The 22226-nt window shown below is 42.9% G+C and carries 17 protein-coding genes and 2 pseudogenes; 7 read left to right on the forward strand and 12 right to left on the reverse strand.

Annotated elements, in window-relative coordinates; translation table 11 throughout:
* Positions 1-9 precede the first annotated feature (9 nt).
* The 6 genes and pseudogenes from B1L02_RS02825 to lptD form a co-directional block, all read right to left on the reverse strand.
* Positions 10-807: a symmetrical bis(5'-nucleosyl)-tetraphosphatase gene (locus B1L02_RS02825; protein WP_088529837.1), complete on the reverse strand. Its 798-nt coding sequence runs from the start codon at positions 805-807 to the stop codon at positions 10-12.
* Between the two features lie 98 nt (positions 808-905).
* Positions 906-1295 carry a Co2+/Mg2+ efflux protein ApaG gene (gene apaG / locus B1L02_RS02830; protein WP_088529838.1) on the reverse strand — a complete coding sequence of 130 codons (390 nt, stop codon included), beginning with the start codon at positions 1293-1295 and terminating at the stop codon, positions 906-908.
* Positions 1279-2085: a 16S rRNA (adenine(1518)-N(6)/adenine(1519)-N(6))-dimethyltransferase RsmA gene (rsmA, locus tag B1L02_RS02835; protein WP_088529839.1), complete on the reverse strand. Its 807-nt coding sequence runs from the start codon at positions 2083-2085 to the stop codon at positions 1279-1281. Before rsmA ends, apaG begins: the two co-directional genes overlap by 17 nt.
* Positions 2082-3073 (reverse strand): annotated as a pseudogene (gene pdxA, locus B1L02_RS02840) (4-hydroxythreonine-4-phosphate dehydrogenase PdxA). Before pdxA ends, rsmA begins: the two are co-directional and overlap by 4 nt.
* Before the next feature lie 5 nt (positions 3074-3078).
* Complete coding sequence (gene surA, locus B1L02_RS02845; protein ID WP_088529840.1) at positions 3079-4371, reverse strand: peptidylprolyl isomerase SurA; 1293 nt, start codon at positions 4369-4371, stop codon at positions 3079-3081.
* Between the two features lie 15 nt (positions 4372-4386).
* Positions 4387-6633 carry an LPS assembly protein LptD gene (lptD, locus tag B1L02_RS02850; RefSeq protein WP_088529841.1) on the reverse strand — a complete coding sequence of 749 codons (2247 nt, stop codon included), beginning with the start codon at positions 6631-6633 and terminating at the stop codon, positions 4387-4389.
* A gap of 112 nt (positions 6634-6745) precedes the next feature.
* Here lptD and B1L02_RS02855 point away from each other — a divergent pair, with 112 nt between their 5' ends.
* From B1L02_RS02855 to djlA, 3 genes are read left to right on the forward strand one after another with little or no spacing between them, the layout of a single operon-like run.
* On the forward strand, positions 6746-7741 hold the full coding sequence (locus B1L02_RS02855; protein ID WP_088529842.1) for an aminoglycoside phosphotransferase family protein: 996 nt from the start codon (positions 6746-6748) through the stop codon (positions 7739-7741).
* Positions 7742-7749: 8 nt separating this feature from the next.
* Positions 7750-8442 carry an N-acetylmuramate alpha-1-phosphate uridylyltransferase MurU gene (gene murU / locus B1L02_RS02860; RefSeq protein WP_088529843.1) on the forward strand — a complete coding sequence of 231 codons (693 nt, stop codon included), beginning with the start codon at positions 7750-7752 and terminating at the stop codon, positions 8440-8442.
* Positions 8432-9277 carry a co-chaperone DjlA gene (djlA, locus tag B1L02_RS02865; protein ID WP_088529844.1) on the forward strand — a complete coding sequence of 282 codons (846 nt, stop codon included), beginning with the start codon at positions 8432-8434 and terminating at the stop codon, positions 9275-9277. Before murU ends, djlA begins: the two co-directional genes overlap by 11 nt.
* A gap of 9 nt (positions 9278-9286) precedes the next feature.
* Here djlA and B1L02_RS02870 read toward each other — a convergent pair whose 3' ends face one another.
* Complete coding sequence (locus B1L02_RS02870; protein ID WP_088529845.1) at positions 9287-10132, reverse strand: DUF3530 family protein; 846 nt, start codon at positions 10130-10132, stop codon at positions 9287-9289.
* Positions 10133-10272: 140 nt separating this feature from the next.
* Between B1L02_RS02870 and B1L02_RS02875 the strand changes: the two genes are divergently transcribed.
* Positions 10273-11208: a DUF368 domain-containing protein gene (locus B1L02_RS02875; RefSeq protein ID WP_088529846.1), complete on the forward strand. Its 936-nt coding sequence runs from the start codon at positions 10273-10275 to the stop codon at positions 11206-11208.
* Between the two features lie 37 nt (positions 11209-11245).
* On the opposite strand, the gene B1L02_RS02880 is transcribed toward B1L02_RS02875, so the two are convergent.
* On the reverse strand, positions 11246-11935 hold the full coding sequence (locus B1L02_RS02880) for a 2OG-Fe(II) oxygenase (protein ID WP_088529847.1): 690 nt from the start codon (positions 11933-11935) through the stop codon (positions 11246-11248).
* A 194-nt stretch (positions 11936-12129) separates the two neighbouring features.
* Between B1L02_RS02880 and nhaD the strand changes: the two are divergent.
* Positions 12130-13529, forward strand: a pseudogene (gene nhaD, locus B1L02_RS02885) (sodium:proton antiporter NhaD).
* Positions 13530-13587: 58 nt separating this feature from the next.
* On the opposite strand, the gene B1L02_RS02890 reads toward nhaD, so the two are convergent.
* Positions 13588-14598, reverse strand: coding sequence for an ATP-dependent 6-phosphofructokinase (locus tag B1L02_RS02890; RefSeq protein WP_088529848.1), 1011 nt, complete (start codon positions 14596-14598; stop codon positions 13588-13590).
* Between the two features lie 144 nt (positions 14599-14742).
* Positions 14743-15138: an MmcQ/YjbR family DNA-binding protein gene (locus B1L02_RS02895; protein ID WP_088529849.1), complete on the reverse strand. Its 396-nt coding sequence runs from the start codon at positions 15136-15138 to the stop codon at positions 14743-14745.
* A 605-nt stretch (positions 15139-15743) separates the two neighbouring features.
* Between B1L02_RS02895 and B1L02_RS02900 the strand changes: the two genes are divergently transcribed.
* Entirely contained in the window at positions 15744-15935 is a 192-nt protein-coding gene (locus B1L02_RS02900) for a hypothetical protein (protein ID WP_081629149.1), read from the forward strand.
* Between the two features lie 25 nt (positions 15936-15960).
* On the opposite strand, the gene B1L02_RS02905 is transcribed toward B1L02_RS02900, so the two are convergent.
* Positions 15961-18198 carry a putative bifunctional diguanylate cyclase/phosphodiesterase gene (locus B1L02_RS02905; protein ID WP_088529850.1) on the reverse strand — a complete coding sequence of 746 codons (2238 nt, stop codon included), beginning with the start codon at positions 18196-18198 and terminating at the stop codon, positions 15961-15963.
* 283 nt (positions 18199-18481) lie between these two features.
* Positions 18482-21151 carry an insulinase family protein gene (locus B1L02_RS02910; protein WP_100053027.1) on the reverse strand — a complete coding sequence of 890 codons (2670 nt, stop codon included), beginning with the start codon at positions 21149-21151 and terminating at the stop codon, positions 18482-18484.
* A gap of 287 nt (positions 21152-21438) precedes the next feature.
* On the opposite strand from B1L02_RS02910, the gene sixA reads away from it, so the two are divergent.
* Complete coding sequence (gene sixA / locus B1L02_RS02915) at positions 21439-21900, forward strand: phosphohistidine phosphatase SixA (RefSeq protein WP_088529852.1); 462 nt, start codon at positions 21439-21441, stop codon at positions 21898-21900.
* The last annotated feature ends 326 nt before the right edge of the window (positions 21901-22226 follow it).

Below are 22226 nucleotides of genomic sequence, written 5' to 3' on the forward strand. Positions count from 1 at the left end.
TTAAATGGATTAACTGTGTTGGTACTTTTCGCCACTGTCGATATTTATCATCGTCATAGGGCCTCCCCACACGCAGCCGGTATCGAGGGCGATAATATTGTTCCTGTTTGTTTCGCCTTCTAAAGCAGCCCAGTGGCCGAAAAGTAGGGTAGTGTCGGCTGGAGTGTTGCTAAGCTCAAACCATGGAGTGAGACCTGCAGCATCTTTTAGCCCAGACTTGTTCTTAAGGTCCAGTTCGCCACTTTGTTTTAGAAAGCGCATTCGAGTGAATACGTTAACAATAGCTTTAAACTTATCTTTTTCACTGAGCTTGTCGAGCTCAAGCCCCGGGTCAGAGCCGTACATATTCGCGTAAAACTCAGGGGCTGTTGCTGATTGATAAATGGCTTCGGCAAAGCGTGCATATTCTAGCGCTTGTGTAATATTCCAACTTGGATGAATGCCAGCATGAGAAATAAAAGTTTGCTGCGCTTCAAGCCAAATAGCGAGGGGTTGTGCACGCAACAAGTCAGCATATTTGTGGCACTTAGGACTGGCAAAAACAGCGTCTAATTTATCTTTCGGGTTCGGAGTCATTGCTAAAGCAAGGCATGCTAAAAAGTGGAGGTCGTGGTTACCGAGTGTGATACTAACGGAGTCAGCGTGTTGATAGAGGAACTCTAAGCAAGCAAGCGAATCCGGTCCTCTCGCAATAATATCACCGACAAAGTATAAATGGTCTTGGCTTGGATTAAAGTCGACTTGATCGAGTAATCCGATGAGTGGAGTGAAGCAACCTTGCAAGTCTCCAATTGCGTACTTTGCCATTTATTACCTTTTGATCTTTGTATAACTAACTGTTTTATTTTGATTTCTAGATGTATGAGGATCGCGGGGTAACCCGCGCCTACAGAACAAAAACTGTCTTAGTGCAAGATATTTGGGCAGGAGAGTCTAAATACGTTGATTGGCGTTTTAAACTCAGTGCCAAATTCATTACGCATTAAATAATACCCTTCCATCGTACCTACTGGGGTATCGAGCACCGCGCCGCTAGTGTACTTATAGCTCTCACCTGGGCGAATGGTGGGCTGCTCACCAACGACACCTTCACCTTCGACTTCGGTCTCTTTGCCATTAGCATCGGTAATGAGCCAATAGCGGCTATGAAGCTTAGCATTGCATAAGCTATGGTTTTTAATGGTTATTGTGTAGGCAAACACATATTTGTCCTTTTCAGGCTGTGATTGCGCTTCAACGTAAAAGGTCTCCACCGATACTTTGATCGGTGAGCCAATATTAGTTTGAGTTGTCATATATCCAATTTGCAATTTCAATAAACTGGTTAAGCGACAGGTTTTCAGCGCGAAGTGTAGGGTCGATACCCAAGTTTCGTAGCTGCTCTTCGGTTAACAGGTTCGATAAGCTATTTCTTAGTGTCTTACGACGTTGGTTGAATGCTTCTAAGCAAACAGTATTCAAAAGTTTAGTGCTCTTAGCGGTACGTTGCGATGGATCTTTTGGGATCAATCGAACAACAGCCGAGTCAACTTTTGGTGCTGGTTTAAAGCAATGTGGTGGTACTTCAATCACAGGAATAGCGTGACAATAGTACTGCGTCATTACGCTCAAGCGACCAAAGGTTTTGCTGCCAGGACCTGCAACCATACGGTTAACCACTTCTTTTTGTAGCATAAAGTGCATATGCTCAACCTGATCGGCAAATTCAAATAAGTGAAATAGCAAAGGGGTTGATACGTTGTAAGGTAAGTTACCAAAGATCTTCAGTTTTTCCCCTTCTTTGATTAAAGAAGAGAAGTCAAACTTCATCGCGTCACCTTGGTGAACCGTTAATTTAGGTCCCAAGAATGGATGATGGATCAAGCGCTCGGCAAGATCTTTATCGAGTTCTACAACGGTGAGGTGGCCACTTAAATCACAAACAGGCTCAGTGATAGCACCTAAACCAGGACCGATTTCAACCAGGTTGTCTTCAGGTTTTGGGTCGATAGCAGTTACTATCTTGTCGATAATATTGTTGTCATTTAAGAAGTTTTGACCAAAGCGTTTACGCGCTCTGTGTCCGAGATGTACTTTATCTGTCATGCATTCTGTGCTTTTTTGGTTGCGAGCTTAATTGCTTCGCGGATCGCTAATTCAAAACTACCCACTTCAACATCACCAGAGCCGGCTAAATCAAGCGCCGTACCGTGATCAACCGATGTGCGAACAAAGGGTAATCCTAGGGTGATGTTTACTGAGTTTCCAAAACCTTTATATTTTAACACAGGTAAGCCCTGATCGTGATACATTGCAAGCACAGCATCAGCATTATCTAAATATTTAGCCTGGAAAAGGGTGTCAGCTGGCAGCGGTCCAACTAAGTTCATGCCTTGTTTATTCAGCATTTCCAGTGTTGGTTCAATGGTTTCTATTTCTTCACGACCAAGGTGACCACTTTCTCCAGCATGTGGATTTAATCCACAAACTAATACTCTCGGTTGTTCAATACCAAACTTGGTTTGTAGGTCGTGATGTAGAATATGAATGACTTTGCTGAGACGCTCAGGCGTAATCGCCTTTGATACATACGCCAGTGGGATATGCGTCGTAACTAGCGCCACACGTAGCCCGTCGGTTGCGAGTAGCATAACGACATCAGCGGTATCAGACTGCTGTGCAAAGTACTCAGTATGACCGCTAAACGAGATCCCAGCTTGGTTAATAATGCCCTTATGAACTGGGCCCGTGACTACCGCAGCGAATGTCCCATCCATATTCTTTTCAGAGGCAATGCGCAAGGTTTCGAGTACATAATGGCCATTAGTTTCATCTAATTGACCTGCGACCACTTCAGCACCTTTGTCTACTTGAAGGTAGTAAATGGCACCCGCCGGTGCCGCTTCAGGTGTAGCATCGCTGTCAAATGGCAGTAACTTGATTTGCTCACCAAGTTCTTTGGCGCGTTTTTCTAGAATACTTTTATCAGCCACCGCAACCAACTGAGCAGGCCATGCATGCTGAGCCAGTTTGATAACAAGATCTGGGCCAATACCTGCAGGCTCCCCGGTGTAATTGCGATTCTGAGTGTCATAGCCGTTATTCCGCTTCGATAATTTCAATATGCGCTTGGTCACGCATTTCTTTAATCCATTTAAAGCTTTCTTCTTTAAATTTACGGTTAAACAGCAGTCGATGTGCGCGATTTAACTTGGCTTGTTCTGTTTTGTCGGCTACGCGTTTATCTAGCAGCTGGACGATGTGCCAGCCAAATGTACTTCTAAATGGTTCACTGATCTGATTTTTTTCTAGGGACAGCAGAGTGTCTCTAAACGCTGGTACGTAAGTGGTTGGATCTGTCCAATCGTACTCACCGCCTTTAAGTGCAGAGCCAGGATCTTCAGAGTATTCTTTAGCCAGTGCCGCAAAGTCAGCGGTACCTGCGCGCAAGTCTTTTACAAAGCCTGTAAGCATCGAGCGTGCTTTTTCTTCACTTAGGATAATAGACGGTTTGATTAAGATATGACGTGAACGCACTTCAACGGTTTCAACGACTTCACGACCACGAATATCTTGTACTTTTAGAATGTGGAAACCTGCGCCTGAGCGCAGTGGGCCAACGATGTCGTCTTTTTTCGCGCCTTTGATGGCCTCAGCGAACAAGGTTGGCATTTCGTTGATCCCCATCCAGCCTAATTGACCACCATCCAGCGCTTTTGAGCCGCTTGAAGAGGCGATTGCGATACGCTTGAACTCTTTGCCTTCATTCAAAAACTTAATCACGTTATCAGCGCGCTCACGAGCGTCTTCAATTTCTTCTGGAGTCGCTTTATTTGGGATTTTAATCAAGATATGGCCGATATCATACTCTTCTGAGTTACCCGTTTGCTCACTCAAGATTTTTTGCAGGTTAGTCACCTCTTGAGGGCTAATATAAATACGGCGGTCAACACTGGCACGGCGCACTTGGCTTGTGGTTATTTCTTTACGGATCTCTTCTCGATATGCCTGAAAGCTTTCGCCACTTGCTTCAACTGAACGACGTAAGTCAGCAATAGTACCGCCTTGATCTTGGGCAATATTCGCAATGGTCTGATCCAATTGAGCATCTGAAATTTGCATACCCATGCGGTCGCCCAGTTGCAACATCAAAGATTGCTCAATGAGTTTATCGATGGCTTGTAATCGTAATGTTTTATCGCTAGGAAGTTCAGTACCTTGCTGCTCAGCCTGTTCTTTAACACGATTTATTATTTGATCGACTTCGCTTTGTAAAATTACACCATCATTTACCGTGGCAACGACTGTATCTAGCTTTACACGCTCAGCATGTGCTTGAGTAAATAGGCCTGCACTTAATGAGGCCACTAATAACAACTTTTTTAAATTCATACGGCTTTCTAAATTCTATTTATTCAAAAAATACGGTCTACGGTAACCAAAAATACCCTGTTGAAGGAGTTTACTTGCATCACCACTGCTTTGGCTTCCAAGCCCTGTAAGGACAAATTTCAGGCTGAAGCCAGAATCAAACACTGCTTCATCATTTGTAAGTGTTTGGTTTAAGTTTGTTTCAATTTGACGATTCGCAGTCACCTGAATAGCCCAACAACAAGACTGGTATTGAATACCAACAAAGGATTCAACACTTCTATTTGCCGTCATATCTCGGTGATAGCTTGCTACAAATTGCCAGTTATCGTCAATTGGTAAACTTGTAAAGAGACCAACTTGGTCAATTTCATAGTCTGAGACATCATTAACATAACGATGGTTCAATTGCACCAACTGCTTGTTGTCTCCTTTATAGTCCAAGGTAAAGTGAGACTGCACTAACTCTTTGCTATCCATATCATATTGCACCCCACCTGAGAGGTACCAACGCTTATGCCAATGTAACATGGATTCAGCGGCAAATAATGCATTATAATTGGTATCATCGGTAAATAGCTGTTCAGAAGGCTTTACAGATGACTCGAGATAAACGATCTGACCTGCGCTGAAGTTAAAGCGCTCGACATTACTGCTATCGAATACACGAGTGGTTGCACCCACGGTGAATTGATTGGCTTCTGCAATACGGTCATAACCTGAGTAACGGCGTGCTCTAAACAGACCAATAAAGTCATCCTGTAGTTTAGCAGTGTCGTACCAGCCAATTTGGCTTTGCTCTCTGTGTGGGGTGTAAAGGTACTGAATTTGTGGCTCAAGCGTTTGTGTACCTTGTTCAAAAAAGAACTCGGTACTGCGTTCAAAATTCAATTGTCCATGTATCCGTAAACTTGGCAAGGTACGCGTAACAGACTCTTCATACTCTGTATCAGGCACATCTATATTTTGTTCATAACGCGTGTGAAGTAGGCGTGCCTCGGAGGTAAATGACCAAGCGTAGTCGCTGCGAGAAAAAGACACACGAGGCTCTAAATGTAATCTCGACGCCTCAGAGATTGGCAAAGCATCATTTTGAAAATAGGCAAACTCACCTTCAAAGTCCCAGTCAAGGCCGACAAGATCATAACTGTCACGTGTACGGAAGCTAATTTGCGGTAGTGCGGTGTAGGATTCTCTATGATCACCCAACACCTCAAAATCTTGCAACTTTAAGTCGACTAACCAGTCTTCACCAAGGTAACTTAGACTGCCAGTTCGATATAACTGAGTGTCAGTTTCATTGGCGTATTCGGATGTTAAGTCAGTGAGGTAGTTATCGTCACTCACATTTGTGACATCAACGAACGCACGCCATTTATCACTTAGATAACTTTTTTGTTGCCAATGTACTAAATAGCGATCGTCTAGCTGCGGCTCTGAATCATCCTTACTGAGATATTCCACTCCAATTTTACCTTGATGTTGTTCAGTTAAATATCTGAACTCGGTAATAAGCTGAAATCCTTTATTGGCCATGTATCTTGGCGTTAAGGTCGCGTCGTAGTTGGGGGCTAGATTGAGATAATAAGGGGTGATCAGCTCCAAACCAAACTTATTCGAGCTGGAAATTGTCGGCGTCAGCAAGCCAGACTTACGTCTATCATCGATTGGAAACGTAAAATAAGGTAAATAGATGATTGGCGTGTCCATAATTTTGAACACCGTATTATACGTTTCACCCCAACCATCTTCGCGAGAAAGCACAATGCTGCTCGCCTCAATACTCCAAAATGGGTCATCAGCAGGACACGTGGTAAAGCTGGAGTTATCGAGTGAAATCTTGCTACCCGAGGCATGTAATTTTTCCGCTCCGCCGCGGCCCAGCTGATCTGTTAATTCATATTCAGCACCAAGCAAGCTCACAGTGTTAGCATTTAAATCCGCGAATAGCCCATTGCTGTGAACTTTGCTAAATTGGTCACGATAAAGTAGTGGTCCAGAAGCGCTGAGCAGGCCTTCTTTTTTATCGATTAGCGCACGTCTAGCTTCTAAGCTCATGGTTTCAGTGTTAATCACCACATTACCCGAAAACTCAGCACTATCAGTACCTTGTAGTTCTAAGTCATCGGCAACGATATCAATGGCATGTTTGGGCAGCGAGGCTAACGGCTTCCAGTTTTCTGGCTGCATATAGTCTTTACATTGTGCGGCGACAATGTTCGTATTAGCAAAAGCTGTAGAATGAATCGCGGATAATACAGCCAAGCCCCAAATTTTGCGCATTTAATAACCTATTAGCTGAGCATTTAATAATAAGCTCATCATGATAAATGAAAACTGTCGGAAATACAGTAGCATTTAGATATTTACAAGTAGAAGGTGTAATAGTAAATCCATGAATAGTCAAAACCAGCGCGTCGAGTTTATACAGCAAGCAATACATAGCGACGATTTTACGTGCGAGGCTATCACCTCGGATGCCAGTTTTCGTCGCTACTATCGAGTAACGCATAAAACAATGACATGGATCTTGATGGAAACACCCGTCGATAAACTCGATAATGCCCCTTTTATTGGTTTAAATACGGTGTTTGCAGAGCAAGGACTCAATGTGCCACAAATCCTTGCGAATGATGAAGAGCATGGACTGTTACTATTACAAGATTTAGGTTCTGAGCATTTGTCTGATAGGTTGGTATTGCCTTCTCGGCTAGACGATTATCGCGCGTTGATAGCGCTTATTCCCGATATAGCCAAAACACCAAAGAGTGAGTGGATGAAGCCCTATGACGCTGAATTCATCAACATGGAACTCAATATTTTTTACGAATGGCTAGTAACAAAATGGCTAGGATTAACGCCCACCGAATATCAACAAGTACAGTGGCATAATGTGAAGCTGAAACTCGTTGATGCGATGACTCGCCAGCCGCAGGTTACGATGCATCGAGATTTTCATAGTCGCAACCTGATATGTCATCAGTCTCAGTGGTATCTCATTGATTATCAGGATGCGGTACAAGGACCAGTCACTTATGATGCGGTTTCTCTGTTGCGGGATTGTTATACTCGCCTTGATGCTCATGAGTTTACTGAGCTTCAGCAACATAGCTTTGATTGTTTAAAAGCGGCCAACTTATTAGGCTATATGGATTTTAGCACCTATCAACATTGTTTTGACTTAACGGGGATGCAAAGACACCTTAAAGCTGCCGGGATTTTTACTCGTCTACTGCAGCGAGACGGCAAAGGCGGGTACGTAGAAAATATTTTGCCAACGTTACGCTACCTCTTTGAAGTAGCAAATAAGTATAAAGAATTTCAGTGGCTTGCAAGCTGGCTAGAGAATGACATAATGCCTCAAGCTCAGGCCAAATTAGGCAAAAAATAGAAGTAACAATGAAAGCGATAATTTTATCTGCTGGTCGTGGTAAACGCATGATGCCACTGACCGCGAACCAACCAAAACCTATGCTCAACGTCGCGGGAAAGCCACTACTTGAGCATCATATCGAGCGCTTAAAAGCGGCTGGGATCTGCGATATTGTGATAAATCTAGCATGGCAAGGTCAGGTGATAAAAGACTATTTCGGCGATGGTAGTCACTTCGGTGTCAATATTGAGTACAGCGATGAACCTGAAGGTGGATTAGAAACCGCAGGTGGAATAATTCAAGCACTGCCGATGTTATGTGAACAGGATGACAGCTTTATTGTACTCAATGGCGATATTTTTACGGATTATGACGTCAGCAGCCTCGTGCAGTTACAGCTCGGAAGCACAGCTGAGGGGCACTGCGAAGCGCATATTGTGTTGGTAGAAAATCCCGAACATCATCCTGAAGGCGATTTTTGTCTTGCCCATCAGCCGCTCAATCAGCAAAGGTATACATTGTCCGGCATTGGTAAATATCACCAAAGTTTTTTTACCGAGCTTGGGATTGGCTTTATAAAACTAGGGCCCTTGTTGCGCAGTGGGCTTGAGCAGCATAAAGTTTCTACTGAACTGTATTTGGGCGCATGGGACGACATCGGCACGCCAGAGCGACTAAAAATGATCAATGATAAGTTAGGGTATTGCGATGTGGGGTAAATTATTAGGCACAATTTTCGGCTTTTTATTTGGTCGTTGGTTAGGCGCTATTTTAGGTTTTTATCTCGGCCATTTATTTGATAAAAGTTTGCGTCAGGATTTTGATAAAGTCGGTGGCTTTCAAGGTTTCATGAAAGGTGAAGATCTGCATGAGCGCCAAGCCTTGTTCTTTTCTAGCTGTTTTTCTGTGATGGGGCATATTGCGAAGTCTAATGGTCGTGTCAGCGAAATCCACATTCAAGCCGCGTCTGCGTTTATGAGCGAAATGGGGTTGCAGGGTGAAGAACGAAAAGAAGCACAACATGCGTTTACAGCGGGAAAAAGCAGTGACTTTTCGATAAAAGAAGCGGTTACCGATTTTAAAGAAGCTTTTGCTAGACGCTATGACTTGAGGCAGCTGTTTTTAGAGATTCAAATTCAAATGGCATTTTGTGATGGTCATGTGTCTGATGCGGAGAAAGCCTTACTTAAACAGGTGAGCAAGTATTTAGGCTTCGCAGAAACCCACTTTCTATTCTTGCTAAAGCGCTACCAAGCAGAATTTGAGTTTCGCCGCTCGCAGGCGTCGGGGAGATCGCAACATCAACACCAGCAACATGGCGGCGGTCAACCAGCATCACAAGATAATGGCTTAAACCGCGCTAAAGCGTTGGCTGTACTGGGATTGAGTGAAGGGGCAAATGAGCGTGAAATCAAAAAAGCTTACCGCAAACTGATGTCGCAGCATCACCCTGACAAATTGGTGTCTCAGGGATTACCAAAGCATATGATGGAAGTTGCAAAGCGCAAAAGCCAAGACATTCAGTCCGCCTATGAATATTTAAAAAAGAGCTAAGCTGAAACACTATAAGACGTGTAAAAAACCGAGTAACTCCTTTCTGAGTCTCTGATGTTGGAGTGGATCGGTTTTTTCTCCAAAAAGCTCCCGTTGGCGATAATCAAATTTACTGTTTTTTCTCGCCCAGCGCGCTCTGTCTGGCGTGCTGTCCACCACAATAGGATTGTCAAAACTGTAGTACACATCCAGTAAAGCCGGGCTTATCAAAGAAAGGTTGGATGCCAAGTGCTTTTGCCGCGTTGCATTAGGCAGTTGTGGGCTAACAACGGTAAAGGCATCGATGCGTAGATTGGGTAGCGTTGCTAAGTGCTCAGCAAATAAACCAGCGCTGTTACCAAATGCGACAACCACCAGTTTCTCTGTTTGAGTCATGGATAGCGTGTTATAAAGCACCTCAAAGCGGCTGATCAAGGCCATTTTATATTCGTCGAGATTAGACTCTGAAATGGGGGCAAGCGCTTGCTGAGCCGGTTTTTCAGCATCGGGGAGCGCGATATCTTGCTCTAGCAGACTCGGTGCATAAGAAAGGTCCGGCGGAGTGAGGGTATAAGTGTCGTAGCCATCATCGCTTAAGCGTTTTGCGAGAAAGCTTATGCCGCTGTTATTGAGAGGCGGAGTTTGCATGTCGGGCAATAAGACTACGATGCCTTCGCGAGCGGCTGCCATATATTCTTGATGAAATACATAAAAGCTTTCGTTTTCACTCTCTAGTTTTATGAGTTGCGATGGATCGTAGAAGCGATTAGCATCCTGCTGATAAAGAGAGCCAAGTGGTGCAGCGTCAATATGTTCTGCTGCAAGAGCCCCGGTGGATACAGCAGTAACAAGTAATAAAAGCGTTCTTATGATCATGGTAAAAGCGCGTAAAATCTCATGATTTGTTATCGACCACTTAAGTGAAAACTTTAGCTGTCGCTATTTTTTAGCGTTTTAAGTTAAACTGCGAAGGGCATTTGATCCTACGCAGTAAAGTAAAATGAAAGGAGAAATTTGTGCAGTACAAAGATAGCAAACGAGACTATCTCTTGATGTTTTTAAAAGGGGCTGGAATGGGCGCTGCGGATGTTGTTCCGGGGGTTTCTGGCGGTACCATTGCTTTTATCACTGGTATCTATGCACGTTTTTTAAATGCCATCAAAAGTGTGAACTTACAGGCCTTGAGCATATTGCGCCGTGACGGCCTAAAAGCAACTTGGCAGTACATTGATGGTAGCTTTTTACTTGCAGTATTTTCCGGTTTGCTAATTAGTGCGGCTTCTTTGGCAAAGGTGATCACCTATTTATTGGAAGCACACCAAACACTGGTGTGGTCATTTTTCTTTGGTCTTATCGTTGCTTCTTTTATCTATGTTGCAAAACAAGTCTCTCATTGGAACGGCCAAAATATTATCGCCTGCGCAGTTGGGGCTATCGTGGCCTTCGCTATTACTTCCCTTTCACCGGCAGAAGCGCAGGCATCTCATTGGATGTTTTTTATCTCAGGTGCGATCGCCATCTGCGCGATGATCTTACCGGGAATTTCAGGGAGTTTTATCCTACTGTTGCTGGGTATGTATGGCCACGTACTCAGTGCCGTGAATCAGCTTGAATTTGGCTTAGTGAGTTTATTCTTACTTGGTTGTATTGTGGGGTTAATGTCGTTTTCGCGCTTACTCAGCTGGCTACTAGCGCACTATCAGCAAGTAACGTTCTCGCTACTCGCTGGTTTTTTACTGGGCTCGCTTAATTTATTGTGGCCTTGGAAACAAGTGCTTACGACTTACGTGAATTCCAGTGGTATCGAAAAGCCATTGAGTCAGGCCAATATTTTGCCAGCGCAATACAGTACGCTTTATGGTCAAGACCCGAATACGCTGGCATGTATTGCGCTTGCCATCGCTGGCCTTGCGCTGATCTTAACTATTGAAAAGATAAGCGAAAAATACTAATAAAATAGACACCTAGAACAATAGACACGGGTTGAGCTTACGTGTCTATTGTTCTAAACCACCCCGTCACAGAAAGTCGCGGCGCTTTTGCAAATGGCGCCACATAAGTCACTGAATGAATTTTGCTTACATCAAAAACCACCAGTGAATTAAACTTAGGTGCATAACTTTTAGTGGGGGTGCCATCGCGTTCAAAAAACTGCAGTAGCCCGCCCCAGTCAGGGTGCCAACTTTTGCTTAGGCTGAGTACATAGGCATAAACCCGCCCCTCAGCTTCAACAATATCATTATGCCGAGTTAAATACTGACCACCGATAAATCGTGTTGCTTGGGCAGAGGTACGGATAATGTTTTGTCCTGAAATTGCTGAAAAGCAGGACTGTACAGCGCTACTGTTGAGGTCATTGTAGAGCTTTTTCAGAGCGTCAGGGCTTGTCGATTCAATGGAGTGACGGCCATACATAAAACCAACACCACGCGATGCATAGCTATGTATATCCTCAAGTAATGCTTGTTGCTCTTGTGGTGTTAAGGCAAGAATATCACTGTCTTTGACTGACTTTGCTGCCCCGTTATGAAACAGTGCGAGCTGGTAGTCGAGGTTACAGAGGCACTCGTGTAGTTGTTGCGCGTTTGTATCGTCTAGAATATTTTCAATCCGTGCAAACCCATCGTTGCTCAATTTTTGCTGTAATTCTGTTTGTTGCTGCTGCGAAAGTTGAAGCATAAATACCTACTGCTGATGTGTGTGCCTATTTGCACTACTGCAAACAGGATGCCTTAGACTTCTGTCCAATGCTGATTATTTTTTATCTATGCTAAAGTGAGTTCGGCTGAAATGCTATCCCTCTGCACTCATCGATAGGCAAAAAAATGAAAATCAATGGACTACTGCTATTCTGTTGCGCATGGGTCATATTCATGATCCCATCACCAGCCTTGGCGGCTCAAGGCACCTTAGATCTCACCAACTCTTCGCTGGGCTTGGTTTGCATTGTTGTCTTCGTTTTAGCATACGCACTCGTAATGCTCGAAGAAAAACTCCATATGCGAAAATCAAAGCCAGTACTTGTGGCGGCAGGCTTAATCTGGCTCATGATTGGTGCCTATTATGTTAATCAGGGACAACCCGATGTTACCGAGCACGCATTTCGGCACAATTTGTTAGAATTTGCAGAATTGATGTTGTTCTTGCTGGTTGCGATGACTTACATCAATGCACTAGAAGAGCGCCGCCTTTTTGATGCGCTAAGAGCGTGGATGATCCAAAAGGGTTTTAGTTATAAAAATCTATTTTGGATCACAGGATTTTTATCATTCTTTATTTCTCCAATAGCAGACAACCTGACAACGGCGTTGCTAATGTGTGCCGTGGTGATGAAGGTCGCTGATGGTGACAAAGAGTTTATCAATTTAAGTTGCATCAATATCGTGATAGCAGCCAATGCCGGTGGTGCATTCAGTCCCTTTGGTGACATTACTACTTTAATGGTTTGGCAAGCCGGTATGGTGCATTTCAGCGAATTCTTAGCGTTATTTGTTCCTTCATTGGTCAACTACATCGTACCAGCACTCGTGATGAGTTATTTTGTGGCGGATAGAAAGCCGAGTGCGGTTTACGAAAGAGTAGAGCTTAAACGCGGCGCCTTAAGAATTTTAACTTTATTCCTACTGACTGTCGCAACGGCTGTGCTCTCTCATAGTTTGCTGCATTTACCACCAGTCCTTGGCATGATGATGGGGTTGGGTTATCTACAGTTTTTTGGTTATTTCCTCAGAATGACGTTACCTGGGTCATTAGCGCGAAAGCGAGCGATGGCTGAAAGAGAAGGGGATCAAGAGCGTCTAGAAAAATTAGGCAGTGTTGTGCCATTTGATGTCTTTAGCAAAGTTTCACGCGCTGAGTGGGATACCTTATTGTTCTTTTACGGCATCGTTATGTGTGTTGGAGGCCTTGGGTTTCTCGGTTATTTAAGCTTAATGTCAGAGATATTATACGGTGAATGGTCTGCAACGTATGCCAACGTATTCTTAGGGATTATTTCTGCGGTCATCGATAATATTCCAGTGATGTTTGCTGTACTGTCGATGCAACCTGAAATGTCACATGGTCATTGGCTGTTGATCACGCTCACGGCAGGGGTAGGGGTAGCTTACTGTCTATTGGCTCTGCGGCAGGTGTGGCACTCATGGGACAAGCTAGAGGCTATTATACTTTTATGGGGCACCTAAAATGGACGCCTGTGATCTTACTTGGTTATATCGCGAGTATTTTATGTCACCTGTGGCTTAACGGATCTGCTTTTAGCGTGTTTGGCTAGGGCTTAAGCAAGGTGTAATAGTGAGAGTGAATGTAAAAAGCGTTCACTCTCACTATGCCTATTGTTCGGCGAGGTAATGCTGATATCGTTGTACCCACTCCTGTGATACTGGTTTATCCATATTCAGCACTTTATCGACTTCAGTAATCACAATTGCACCATTTATTTTTCCTACCATAACAGGTGTCGAAATTTCAGTGTCTGGTTTGATGCTACCATTAATCACTTCCACGGCCGCTACCCCTAATTCCGTTGCGAGCATTCTATCTTCAACGGACGGCGCACCGCCTCGCTGAATATGGCCTAACACGCAAAGTGCGCAATTGATATCGGCACTGGTATTCAACTCGGTTTTCAGTGTTTGGGCACCGCCAGGCCAGAGATTTTCAGCCAGTATAATTAAAAAGCTACCGTGTTGATGTTGCTGCTCTATGGCATTTTTGAGATGAGCTAAGACCTGAGTGGTATTCTCTGTCATGCAGTTTTCAAATGAAATGATAGCCTCAGCGCCTGTCGCTATGCCCACATGATAAGCAATATGTCCGTTATGACGACCCATCACTTCAGTAATAAATACCCGTTCAAAGGCATTTGCGGTATCGCGGATTTTATCTATTGCGGAGGTAGCAGTATTGATGGCTGTGGAAAAACCAATGGTGTTATCACACCCTGCGAGATCGTTATCTATAGTACCGGGAATACCAATTAGCTGACCTTGCCAGTGAGCTGCCAGTGCCTGCATTCCTCTAAACGAGCCGTCACCACCAATCACAATAAGTACGTCGATATGAAGCTTTCTCAGGGCGTTTGCGGCTTGAAGTACGCCTGAAGGTTCTAGCATCGCAGGGCAGCGGGCGCTTTTTAGAATTGTGCCACCAAGTTGGGTGATATCGGTGACGGAAACCGCACTTAGCTCAGTGTACTCTTGATTAATTAGCCCATTGTAACCATGAAAAAAGCCAAAGCACTGAAACCCAGATCTCAGGGCACTTAGCGTGATAGCTCTAATCGCTGAGTTCATACCCGGCGCATCACCGCCACTTGTCAGTACTGCTATCCTTTTCGTCATGTCGCTACTCTAACATTGCTTACTTATTCTTTTGTATACTACTAGAGTGATTTGAAGACAAGTTGATCGATATTAAAGATAGTGAATAAGTGGAGGATATAGAAAGGTAAAACGGCATTTAGGTTTATCTAAATGCCGTTTTAATTAACGTTGCGTGACTTTGCTGGCAAGTTCTTCACGTTGTGCGGTCGGTAGGTTATCTACGACGATTTGATAAGAATCATCGATCATCTTCTTTATTTCGTCTTCTGGAATAGTGCCATCTAAGATGACTGTATTCCAAAGACGCTTATTCATGTGATAACCAGGCACAACAGATGAATACTTGTCTCTAAGCAATAATGCTTCGTCAGGGTCGCATTTTACATTTAACCACCAAACCGGTTCACCATCTTCATCTACTTGCCCCTCTTTCCCCTCAGTTAGAGTTGCAAACATTTTATGTTGAACTTTGTACACATCTACGTCTTGCGCAAAAGGCTTCGTGATAAAGGTTGCAGGCTTGGCCTGCAAATATTCATGTACGCTTTTCTGATCCATAGCCCGTGTCCTTGAAGTAACAGTTAATACTACATGAGAGTAAGTTTAGCAGCTCTTGTGATAATACTGTAATCGTCTATCAGTAAAAACTATCAGAAAGTCTATACTATGGCGTTATAACGCAGACAATTATTGAATAACTGACCGTTTTATATCGGTTTAACTCACAGTTGACGATTAAAATAAGTACAGTGTGTAAAAGCACCAAAATTTCAGTCGTCTACAATATTAGAAAAGCTAACTTTTAATTTCCAGTTAAGGACTAAGTTGGCTTCACAAATTATGCTAAAAATACACTCATAACCTAAGTGGACTAAGCTAGGAAATCATTGCCAGTTGACCGTAAAAAATTTCCCACTTGTCTCTGTTTCCCAAATTAGGAAAAGTTACGGCATAACATCTCTTGTGCAATGCTATACCTCTAAACAGTCCGTTATTAAATTAAATAATACAAAAATATGCAACAATAATTTCTTCATTGATTAAATATTAAACGTTGTGTAGACTCATCGGCCGCATTAGTAAATGGCATCGAAATGTGATGTTTCTTTCCTAATAAAGAATGTTTTAGTTTTCTTATTGAATTAAAAAACCGAGGAGTATCAGTGGCTTTTGGAATAATTTCAGCTTTATGTGCGATGGTAATGTATCTTCAAACTCTATGGACTGGAATGCCAAGAAAACGCTGGTTAAGTTTGGCCGTAGTAACAGGCCCCGCGGCGTTAATTCTGTTTCGAGTGCACTATCGCAGAGCGTGGATGCGTCGCTGCGCAAATTTAGTTAGTTGGAAAGCGTAAAGTGGTTAGGTCAAATGAAGCTAGACTATTGCACGAGCTGTAGGTTTGGTTTTTCACTTGGGGTGTGTTGCTTTAAAAATTGTTCAAATTCACTGCTTGAAAGCGGTTTTGAATAGTAATAGCCCTGAACTGTTTGGCAGTTTAGCTGCTCTAAAATATTGAGTTGTTCTTCATTTTCAACCCCTTCCGCAACAACGTGAAGATCTAAGTTATGCGCGATAGTGACAATAGAGTCAACCATGTTTCTACCGCGCTCGTTACCCATATCATCGATAAATGCCTTATCGACCTTGAGTGTATTTAGCGGAAATTGCTTGAGATAAGCCAGTGACGAATAGCCAGTACCAAAGTCATCCATGGCTAAGTGTATCCCTCTAGCACTAAGTGAGCGCATTATCGAAATTGCTTCTTTTGGATCGTCCATCACCGTTCCTTCTGTGATTTCTAACTCAAGAAAATAAGAAGGAAGTTGATTTTTTTGCAAGATAATGTCGATACGAGTGGTTAGATCCGGCAAGCTAAACTGTTTTGCTGATAAATTCACCGCAACTCTGCCATTGAACAGTCCTTTATCAATCCAGCGCTTTACATCACGGCATGCTTTGTCTAAAACGACTTCACCAATTTCGATGATCTGTCCGGTTTCTTCTGCGATAGGGATAAATACACCAGGGCTTATCACCCCCTTTTTTGGGGTAATGAAACGGACGAGTGCTTCCATGCCAACCAGCTCGCCGGTTTTAATATTCATTTTTGGCTGATAGTAGACAACAAAGTGATCTTCTTTGAGGCCATAGCGCATTAAGTTTTCAATTTGCAGACGCTTAACCGCTTGCTCGTTCATTGAATCATTAAAGAATAAATAATGGTTACCCTTTTGCTTGGCATGATACATAGCGGTATCTGCATTTTTCAGCAGGCTTTCAGGAGACTTGCCATCTTCAGGGCACAGTACAATCCCCACAGAAGAGGTGATCACTAACTCGTGATTAGCTATTTTAAAAGGTGTCGCTATCGCCGCTAGAAATTGTTTTGCTGTACGTGTAATCGTGTGAATATCGTTGGTGCCTGAAATCACCAGCGCAAATTCGTCACCACCGAGTCGGTAAAAGGTATCTTGTTGGCGAGCGAGTTTATTTAGCCGCATGGCCAGTTTCGCAAGCAGAGTATCGCCTAGTTGGTGGCCCAGCGAATCGTTGATCTTTTTAAAGTTATCTAAGTCGAAGACGAGTAGGGCATGGTGCGTCCCTTGTAACGATAGCTTTTGTAGATTAGTAAAGAACAGGTTGCGATTGGGAAGACCGGTTGTACGATCGCGATTCGATAAATTGTGGAGTTGAGATTCTGCTTTTTTGCGCTCGGTTAAATCAGAGTAAACAACCACATAGTTGCTTATCTGGCCGTGATTATTTTTAATTTCATCAATCGTAATTTCGATAGGCAAGAGTACATCTGCCGCATTACGAAGTTTGAGCTCTTCTTGCCAATGCTCTGTTTGTTTAAGCTGGGCTTTTACTTGAGCAACAAACTTATTGTCATAGCCCGGTAAGCTAAAATGTTTATTTAGATAATGTTCTCGTTGACCACCAAATAATTTAAGGTAGCTCGGATTTAGATCGACTAAATTATAGTGTCGGTCATAAATTGCGATTGCGTCAGTAAGTGATTCAACACATTTTGCAAATAGGTTTAGCCTTTCCTCGGTGCTCTTAAAGTGGCTGATATCGCGAACCGTACCTGTCATTCTTAAAGGGTTGAGGTTGGCATCTTTCTCGATGATTTTGCCTCTGTCTAACACCCAGTGGTACTGACCAAGCTCGTCTTTAATACGATAACTTGCTTCAAAGAATGGTGTTTTTTCCGCGAAATGCTGTTTCATCAGCTTTTCGACGATTAATAAGTCTTGCGGGTGGATCCTATGCTGGTTAGGTATAACGCTGCCAGGCTTCGCAGAATTCATGCCGTATTTGTCGTTGATCCGAACAATTTCACCTGATTGAATGTTCCAGTCCCATAATGTATCACCACTGCCTTCAATCGTACTTTTAAATCGTTGTTCTGAATGCTTAAGTTGAAGAGTTGATTTTTTGAGTTGGTGATTTGACCAAACTAAGTAAGGAATGCTGAGCAGAGCAATCACACATGGTACGAGCCAGGCTAACTGGGCACCAGTTAATACACTTGCTTCACTGGCGTATATTGCATGCGGAGTCAGTGATAAAAGTAGTGCATTGATTGTTATTGTTTTTATTTTTAGGCTCATATAATGCGTAATTCATAACTGCAATCTCTAATCTAAATCAAGCCATTGTAGTAGTCAAAAGGAAAACGTTGATTAAGGGGAAATTCAGGTTGATTAAGGGGAAATTCAGGTTGATTGCGGTTTTTCACAACAGCGAAACAAGGTTTCAGATGAAATTCATTATGCTAAAAAAATATGGTTGCGCATTTTTTGAGCTTTAACCGGGCTCAAAAAAATGCACTAAGTGAGGAAAGTTTTGGTAGTAAGAGAAGTGCGATAAGCACTCTTTGCTTACGCTAACGCATTAATTACACTTTAAAACCAGCCGTGGAGCATTTGGCTCTAGCATCTTATCTATGTAAACAAGGATGTCTTCTAATTCTAAGTCGGCCAAAGCCTGGATTAATCTTTGTTGCATATCAAATTGGTGGAAGTCATTGGTGATTGAAATCCATAAACGCTGCGCCCTTAGCCTCAAGTTTTTGTCTTGCTCAGAAATATGTAGCAACAAGCTTTCTTTCGAACGCTGCCAACTTACCTCATCGAACTGATGCAACTGCTTGGCAAACTGTTTAAGGAATCTGTTATGTCGTGCAAGTAGGTGTTTACTGTCAAAATTGGGCGATTGAATATAAAAGGCAATACCCGCACGGGTGTTGAATGGCGCATATCCAGCGCCAACCAAATAACCGAGCTGTTCCCTCGTTCTTAATTGTTCAAAATAATCTTGATTAATGAGGTTATTAATCGCCATCATGGTGACTTTTTCTTCAACAGAATCGGTACGTGATTGAAAATATTCAATGAAGGCATAATCACTGCCTTCGCGCTCAATATTGTCTTCCGTCAGTCTCGTTAACTCGTTTAGTGGACGTTTCAAATCTTCTAGAATTTCGCTGTTAGAAAACAGTCCGTGTACTGATGTTTTTAATTTCTCGGCATGTTTTAACTGCCAGTTGCCATGCATGAAAGCTTTGACGTGAATTGCTGAAAAAAACTGCTTTCGAAATAGTTGAAATTCGTTAAAGCTGGCACTTTTGAGCGCACAGGCTAAATCTTCAGGGCTAGGGTTCCATGGCATCAAGTGTGCGCCAAGTCGGCTAAATAGTTCGCTAACTGGCTTATTCTTATTGTGATTTTTCCAATGGCGAATAAGTTGCTTTTTGTATTCTGCAAAGCGAGCTGCATGAATTGGTTGGTTCAGTAGTGCCTCTACAAGCTCTAACACCAAGGTGATTTGATTACCAGTAAGTCCTGCGGTATGAAGCGTTAAGCCACCTTGATGAGAATTAATATGGTAACTAAGGCCAGCCAATTCTGCGCTATAAAAACGCTCTGCGACTGCATCCATAAAGAGATCGGCAAACAGGCGAGATAGTGCCATATGCTTGTGACAGGTGACGGATGGGGCTGAATCTATTTCGAGATAAAAGTGCCCTTTGGTCACTCTAAAAGTCAAATCCTGTTTAAACCAAAACTCAAACCCAGGCTGATCAGCTAAACGGATCGGTGTATCTTGATCGTCCTCAACATCATGAAGTGGATTCTTCGCACTCAGGTAAGGGTTAATTAAAGGCAGTGACATTTGCGGTAATGGCATATGCACATTATAGAGTGACTCAATCCAATCCTTTGCTATCGGCGAGACACTGTATGGCGTGTTATACCACTTGGCCTTTTTACTTACCTCAACATGAGGGTGGATGAGCACGAGGCGCATGTTGGTTGGGCACAAATGCATCAGTAGTTTTTCGTGCTGCTCTTGAGAAAAACCATCCATGCGATAATCACCATAGAGAAAATCTTCTTCCTCATAGTGGTGCATATTAACGCTGATTGAATTTACCCAGTCTAACATACGGCCGACTTCTTGGTTATCAAACGCGATATCCAGCAAAGTACTTTTGTCTTGATATAGGCGTGGTAGTGCGGCGGTATTTTGCTTAATTAATGCCAAGTACTCGAACAGCATTTCCACTATGTCTTCATAGTATTCAATCCCTTCATCGGTAAGAGCAAAGCTGATGTTAAAATCTCTGAAGTTACTGCCAGTGATCCCACCTCCGGCTGATAGTGCATTGATCCAACCTTGTGACTTGAGGATAGAATACAGCGAGCCTTTACCTTCATACCCTAATAAATGAGCTAAAAAGCTCACACTTTTATGACGGTATAAATCTGTAGGGTTTGGCATGGCAAAACTGACAATGAGTTTTTGCATATGCTTTCGAGGTTTGATCTTTAACTCTAATTGTAAGTCGCATTCACGATACATTGGGGCCTGTATCGCTGGTTTTTCTTCTTTGGTGCCAATTATTTTCGCAAACGGTAAACAGTAGGATTCCAAGGCGGTCAACGGTTGTGGTCCGGCAACAACCAGTGTCATCCACTGAGCCTTATAATAATTATTAAAAAATGCGCGTAATTCACTGGCGATATTACCATTACGATCCGCGAGAGTATCCCGTGTACCAACAGAGAACTTGGCAAACGGATGCTTAGGATTGATGGTTTCTTTATGAACTTGATAGATGCGACGGCCATCATCTTTGATTTTCATCTTAAACTCAGCGTCAATCGCCTCTCGTTCTTTTTCTGTGTCGCTATCACTCAATAAAGGAGATACAAAGAATTGGCTAAAACGCGCTAATGCTTCATCTAATCGTTCGGCGTCACAGTCAAAGTAATAGCTTGAATGCTCAGTACCTGTCCATGCATTGCTCTGGCCACCATACTGACTAATAAATTGAGAAAACCCACCAGAGTCAGGGTGCTCAACGGTACCAAGAAACAGCATATGTTCTAAAAAGTGTGCCATCCCTTGGCGATCTTCAGGATCGTCAAAATGACCAACATTAACGGTTAATGATACGGCGCACTTAGCGGTTGAATCGTCGTTGATCAACAAGACTCTAAGACCATTGTCCAGTGTTAGTAATTGGTACTGCCGACTATCATTATTACTCAGTTTCAATATGCTGCTGCCGATAAATTAGTTAAAAGATAATTGAAGGTAATTAGAATTTCATTTCATGTTAATCCTTCATTTGTTTTAATATAGCGAACAAACCAGTGAGATAGCTACCGGTTTAGAAGAAAATAATACCAAGCTGCATATATGAGTAGTCAGCAAGTATAAGATCCTAGGTTGTGAGTGGCGCAGTAGGGAAAGGCCATTAGCGACAATAGGTTAAACGTGGATCTCATCAGGCATAAGCACGTATATATGTAGAGTGATATAAACAGAAGGTGCTGAACAGTATGAAGACTATCTTAATTATGCGTCATGGCGAAGCTGAGCCTATGCAAGCCGAAGATGCAAGCAGAAACTTAACCGAACAGGGGTTGCAACAAGCTAAGGATGTAGGTGAATGGTTGAAACAATATTTTGAGATAGACGCAGCGCTTGTGAGTCCTTTCGTCAGAGCACAACAAACAGCGGAGCAAGTGCTTGCGCTGCAAAATCCCAAATTTGTTGAAACCTGTTCAGACATAGTACCGAGTGGCTCAGCACACACAGCTATTGATTATCTAGAAACGCTTATCTCTATGTATCCAGAACATCAAACCTGGATTTTGGTTGCACATATGCCGATAGTCAGCTATTTGGTAGATCGTTTGTGCCCTGATACGATGCCTATCTTCTCGACTGCCGCTGTCGCTATTATTGAATACAATGAACAGACTGGCCGTGCCGAATTCACATCGATGCAATTACCTTAAGCCTTCCAATTAATAATTAATATAGAAAGACTAAAACCTCCCCTTAATCGGTCTAATGTCCTCTTTTTAATTTCTATTGAACTTTATCATTACACTGGTGTCATATCATCGGCATTGCAATCACGATTTTCGATATGATCGATACGTTTGTTTGGGCGCAAATTGTATTGTTCAGGTAACCGACACAGTTTCGACCACTGTGTCATGGTTCTGTTATCGGTAAAGTTGGTTTTTAGAACTTATATCGTTATAAGTTTAAAGGACAATTGTCCGCTTTTTTGTGTTTTTTGTTGCTAAATGTTGTGAACTTTCAGCTAACGTCGCTG

The organism is Pseudoalteromonas piscicida (genome assembly GCF_002208135.1).
GTDB classification, from domain to species: Bacteria; Pseudomonadota; Gammaproteobacteria; order Enterobacterales; family Alteromonadaceae; genus Pseudoalteromonas; species Pseudoalteromonas piscicida_A.